We start from the raw sequence: 4,829 nt of genomic DNA, 5'->3' as shown, positions 1-4,829 counted from the left end.
GTTAATCAGAAGGAAGAAGAAGATTACCCAATTGTCAATTATCTATTTTCCCTGCATTTACATATAAAACCTGGGAAGATTTCAACCATTGAACATCAAAAGCGCTCAAATGAGTGGTAGTAATTAAGGTTTGAAATCGGTCTTGAATAGCATCAAGTAATTGATTTTGGCGAGATGGATCTAATTCGGCTAAAACATCATCTAATAATAGTAATGGTGGTTCATTAATAACTTCTTCAATTAATTGTAATTCTGCTAATTTTAAAGCTAAAACTAATGTTCTTTGCTGACCTTGAGAACCATATTGACGAGCGGGAGTTTGATTAATAATTAATTCTACTTCATCGCGGTGGGGTCCAACTAAAGTTATCCCTCGATGTAATTCTGCAACGGCTCTTTGTTGTAGTTTAGCAAAAAAAGCCCCTTGTAATTCTTGAGGAGAAGTTTTTTCTAAGGGAATATTAGCAGCATAATTAATTTCCAGAATTTCAGATGCTCCACTAATACTAGCGTGCCAGGCAGAAGCGATAGGAGATAATCTTTTAATAGCTCTATCTCTTCTGATGATTACCCTTGTCCCCGCAGTTACTAATTGTGCATTCCAGATAGCTAATTCTGATTGTAGAGATTTTTCTGGTGTATTTACATAACGTTTTAAAAAAGCATTGCGTTGGCGTAAAACTTGGTGATATTGGTGCAAAATGTGGGCATAAACTGGTTCTAATTGAATCAAGAGCGTATCTAGCCAGTTGCGACGAATTTCAGGACTACCACGCACCAATTCTAAATCCAAACTTGAAAACTCCACCGCATTGAGAACCCCCAGAAAATCCATTTGTCTGGGGACTGTAACGCCATTTATAGCCACGCTGCGACGAGAATGACGACGGAGGGTGAGAGTTAAATCACTATGGCTATGAATCCGGTCTAGGGTGGCATGAATTTGGGCTGTAGATTCACCTTCCTTAATTAAATCACGATCGCGTGCCATGCGGTGCGATCGCAATGTTGCCAATAACTCCACAGCCTCTAACAAGTTCGATTTTCCTTGAGCATTATTACCAACTAAAATTGTTTTAGCAGCGGTAAATTCAACTTTTTGGTTTTGGTAATTCCGAAATTGTTTGAGGTGTAGAGTTTTTAAGTACATAATAGCTGAAGATTCAAAATCCCCGACTTTTATAATAAGTTATTCTTGAGATGAGAAAATTATTTTCAGAAGTCGGGGATATTTTGGGGATTTTTCGGGAGATGAGAAAATTTTTTTTAAGATCCTGTCACCAAACTTACTTGGTATTTTTTAGAATCGCTTTTCATACATATAAAGTCATTTAATGGGTCGTATGTATCAAAATTCCTCAGATTTTCCTCTTTGTTTATATCATTTTCCAAATACGCTAGGGCTAATGTGGAAGTAACATAAATATTTCCATGTTGTTTGAAAGCTTTGACTAATTCAGATTCAGGAGGATAGTCTTTTAATAAATGTTCAGCGAGATATCCTGTGACAATTATGCCTTTCAAACCCGTTTCTTTGTACCCTTCCTTAGCGATCATCAATGATATACTATCACCATCGAGATGAGATAAATTATCGTAATCCTCAAAAAACGGGCAAAAAACTTTCATCAGATTTCTGACAGGATTTTTAACTTTCCCGTAGTTGGGATCTTGCTGTTTTCTCCGTTTGGATTCACCCATGATAGCTATCTCCTAATTAATACTAGAATTGTCAACGCACCCAAAGGGTTTTCTTATCTCGTCGAAGTTGATTTTTAGATACATATTGATGAATAATTGGTAATAAATATCAGAATCAGGATAAAAAAATCCAAAGATCATGAAATTACATCCTGTTAATTTGCAAGTCCTGATTCTGACAATTTACCAATTAAACAGTTTTTTTGCCCATTAAGCGGAAGAATATTTTTTCCCCTTCAATCCAGACAAACATTAAAGCACTAAAACCGATACAAATTGCTAATTCTTCTAAACTGAGTGGATGAGTACCAAAGAAACTTTGCAGGGGTGGAACATAAATTAACATCAATTGCAAAATCGTGGTGACAATGACTGACCCCAAGACAAAAGGATTAGAAAAAGGATTCATTTCGATGGTAAGTCTATTATTAGAACGAATAGCGATCGCATGACCCATTTGCGCTAGGCATAATGAAGTAAATACCATTGTCTTCCAAGTATCCACATCTCCTTGATACCCGGCTGCATGAGAATGATGGTAAGCCCATTCCATGAGGATAATTGTAATCACAGCGAAAACAATCCCAATGCGAATCATGTAAGAACCTAAACCCCTAGCAAAAATACTTTCACGGGGACTGAAGGGGGGACGTTCCATCACATCAGGTTCAGGGGGTTCTACAGCTAATGCTAAAGCTGGTAAACCGTCTGTTACCAAATTCATCCAGAGAATTTGCAAAGGACTCAAGGGAACGCCTCCTAATCCCAACAATGGCGCAGCCGCAATGGTGAGAACTTCCCCAATATTACTACCCAAAATGTATTTAATAAAGCGGCGAATATTGGTATAAACAACTCTACCTTCCTTGGTGGCAGCAACTATGGTGGCAAAGTTATCATCTAGGAGGATCATGTCGCTGGCTTCTTTGCTCACATCTGTACCTGTGATGCCCATGGCAATGCCTATATCAGCCTGTTTGAGGGCGGGAGCGTCATTTACCCCATCGCCTGTCATAGCTACAAATCGCCCGCGACGTTGTAAGGCTTGGACAATTCTTAATTTGTGTTCTGGGGAGACTCGCGCGTAAATACTCACTAGGTCAACCTGTTCCTCTAATTCCTGGTCACTGAGAAGTTGTAATTCCTTACCAGTGAGGACTCTATCACCTGCTTGGGCAATTCCCAAATCAATAGCGATCGCCTGAGCAGTTAATTGATGGTCGCCAGTAATCATAATCGGACGGATTCCCGCCTTGCGACATTCTTGCACAGCCGCCCTCACTTCTGGACGAGGCGCGTCTAGCATTCCCACCAACCCCAACCAAACCAAATCTACCTCAGATGTATCATGAGAACCATCTGGGGGAACTTCAGCCAAAGGTTTATAGGCAAAACCTAACACCCGCAAACCTTTACTCGCCATTTGGTCATTAGCTAGCAAAATTTGGCTGCGGTGTTCGTCATTGATAGGAATTGAGTGATTACCTAAATGGATTTTTGTACACCGTTCCAAAGTTAATTCTGGTGAACCCTTGGTAAACATCAGATATTGTTCAGATTCCACAAAACCAGCAATGGCTGGGTCAATGGCGGTTAAAGAAGTATCACCAGTAGCTACAGCTTCTAATTGACAAATCACACTCATGCGCTTCCGTTCCGAGGAAAAGGGAAATTCGGAGACACGAGGTAATTTACTACTCCATTGGTCTTGTTCAATTCCGGCTTTTCCTGCCAAAGTCACTAAAGCCCCTTCTGTCGGGTCGCCTAAAATTGCCCATTCTCCTTGTTGTTGTTGCAGAACAGCATCATTACAAACCGCACAGGAAACAAGCAAAGCAGAAATTTCTGGACATTCATCTAAATTGGCTTTTTCACCATTTAACTGAAAATCGCCAATGGGAGTATAACCTTCTCCAGTGACGCGAAAGGGAGAATTATTGGTGTACACCGACTGTACCACCATTTTATTTTGAGTTAGAGTTCCGGTTTTATCAGAACAAATAGTAGTTACAGAACCAAGAGTTTCTACCGCTGGGAGTTTGCGAATTAAAGCATTATGCTTAACCATACGCTGAGTTCCCAAAGCCAGAGTCACAGTGATTACCGCAGGTAAACCTTCAGGAACTACCGCTACCGCCATACTTAAAGAAACTTCCACCAGTTCTTGTAAATTCTTCCAACCTATTCCTTTAGTTAGATCATGAATAAGTCCACCACCAACTACTATGGCTACAAGAATTAAAGAACCAGTAACGAGAACGTTACCCAATTGGGTCATGCGTTGCTGCAAAGGCGTAGGTTCACCGTCCACAGACTGCAACATAGCGGCAATTTTGCCTAGTTCTGTTCGCATTCCGGTGTGAGTTACCAGTACCTTAGCCCGACCTTGGACAACTTCCGTACCTTGAAAAACTGAATTGAGGCGATCGCCTAAGGGTGCATCTTCTGGTAATGTAAGAATGGCTTGCTTATTGACAGCTTCGGCTTCACCTGTGAGAGCCGATTCTCGCACTTGCAAATTAGACTGTTCTATTAAGCGACCATCAGCAGCTATTTGCACCCCAGCTTCCAGCAGCATCACATCCCCTGGAACTAGCTCCTTCGCTGCTATATCCGCCAGTTTACCATCACGGAGGATTCGGACTGAGGGAGAAGATAGTTTTTTCAAGGCTGCTAGAGCTTTTTCAGCCCGGCTTTCTTGCACATAGCCCAAAATACCATTGAGGATAACGATAGCCATAATGGCAATTGTGTCTTTAAATGGCACTTCACCGGGTTTTAATGTCCCCCCAGTCAAAGCCACCAAATCCAAAAGGCCAGAAATGAGGGCAACGGCAATCAGCATCAATAACATGATATTGGTAAACTGATCTAGCAGAATTTGCCAAGGGCTACGACCGACCTGTTCTTCGAGTTCATTAAGTCCATATTTTTGGCGACGCTGTTCAACTTCTGGGGAGGTTAAGCCGCTGTTTGCGTCACTATCCAGCATTTCTAAGGCTTTATCAACTTCTAAACCATGCCAAAGGTTGGTAGATTCAGGTAAAGAATGAGCAGACATCGTGTAAGTTACAGGAAATGGTTACAAAATTCGATCATAATTTAGTGGTGTCCGAAAATGTGGAATT

The 4,829-nt window shown here is 41.0% G+C and carries 3 protein-coding genes; all 3 read right to left on the bottom strand.

The annotated features are described in order from the left end of the window. Positions 1 to 34 precede the first annotated feature (34 nt). Positions 35 to 1,150 (bottom strand): DNA replication/repair protein RecF, encoded by a 1,116-nt coding sequence (gene recF / locus FJR08_RS16605; protein WP_168633925.1) that lies wholly within the window; start codon positions 1,148 to 1,150, stop codon positions 35 to 37. A gap of 116 nt (positions 1,151 to 1,266) precedes the next feature. Further along, a complete protein-coding gene (locus FJR08_RS16600) occupies positions 1,267 to 1,701 on the bottom strand; it encodes a hypothetical protein (protein ID WP_168633924.1) in 435 nt (144 codons plus the stop codon). A 190-nt stretch (positions 1,702 to 1,891) separates the two neighbouring features. Further along, a complete protein-coding gene (locus tag FJR08_RS16595) occupies positions 1,892 to 4,762 on the bottom strand; it encodes a cation-transporting P-type ATPase (protein ID WP_168633923.1) in 2,871 nt (956 codons plus the stop codon). Between the last annotated feature and the right edge of the window lie 67 nt (positions 4,763 to 4,829).

The sequence above is a fragment of the Dolichospermum sp. UHCC 0260 genome, from assembly GCF_009711985.1.
Lineage (GTDB): Bacteria > Cyanobacteriota > Cyanobacteriia > Cyanobacteriales > Nostocaceae > Dolichospermum > Dolichospermum lemmermannii.
Note: the sequence above shows the minus strand (reverse complement) of the source record. Positions and strands in the feature narration are given on the sequence as shown.

What these genes read in the sequence shown, in the direction of transcription:
- recF (WP_168633925.1), bottom strand. Translation starts at nt 1,150, where the DNA reads ATGTACTTAAAAACTCTACACCTCAAACAATTTCGGAATTACCAAAAC.
- FJR08_RS16600 (WP_168633924.1), bottom strand. Translation starts at nt 1,701, where the DNA reads ATGGGTGAATCCAAACGGAGAAAACAGCAAGATCCCAACTACGGGAAA.
- FJR08_RS16595 (WP_168633923.1), bottom strand. Translation starts at nt 4,762, where the DNA reads ATGTCTGCTCATTCTTTACCTGAATCTACCAACCTTTGGCATGGTTTA.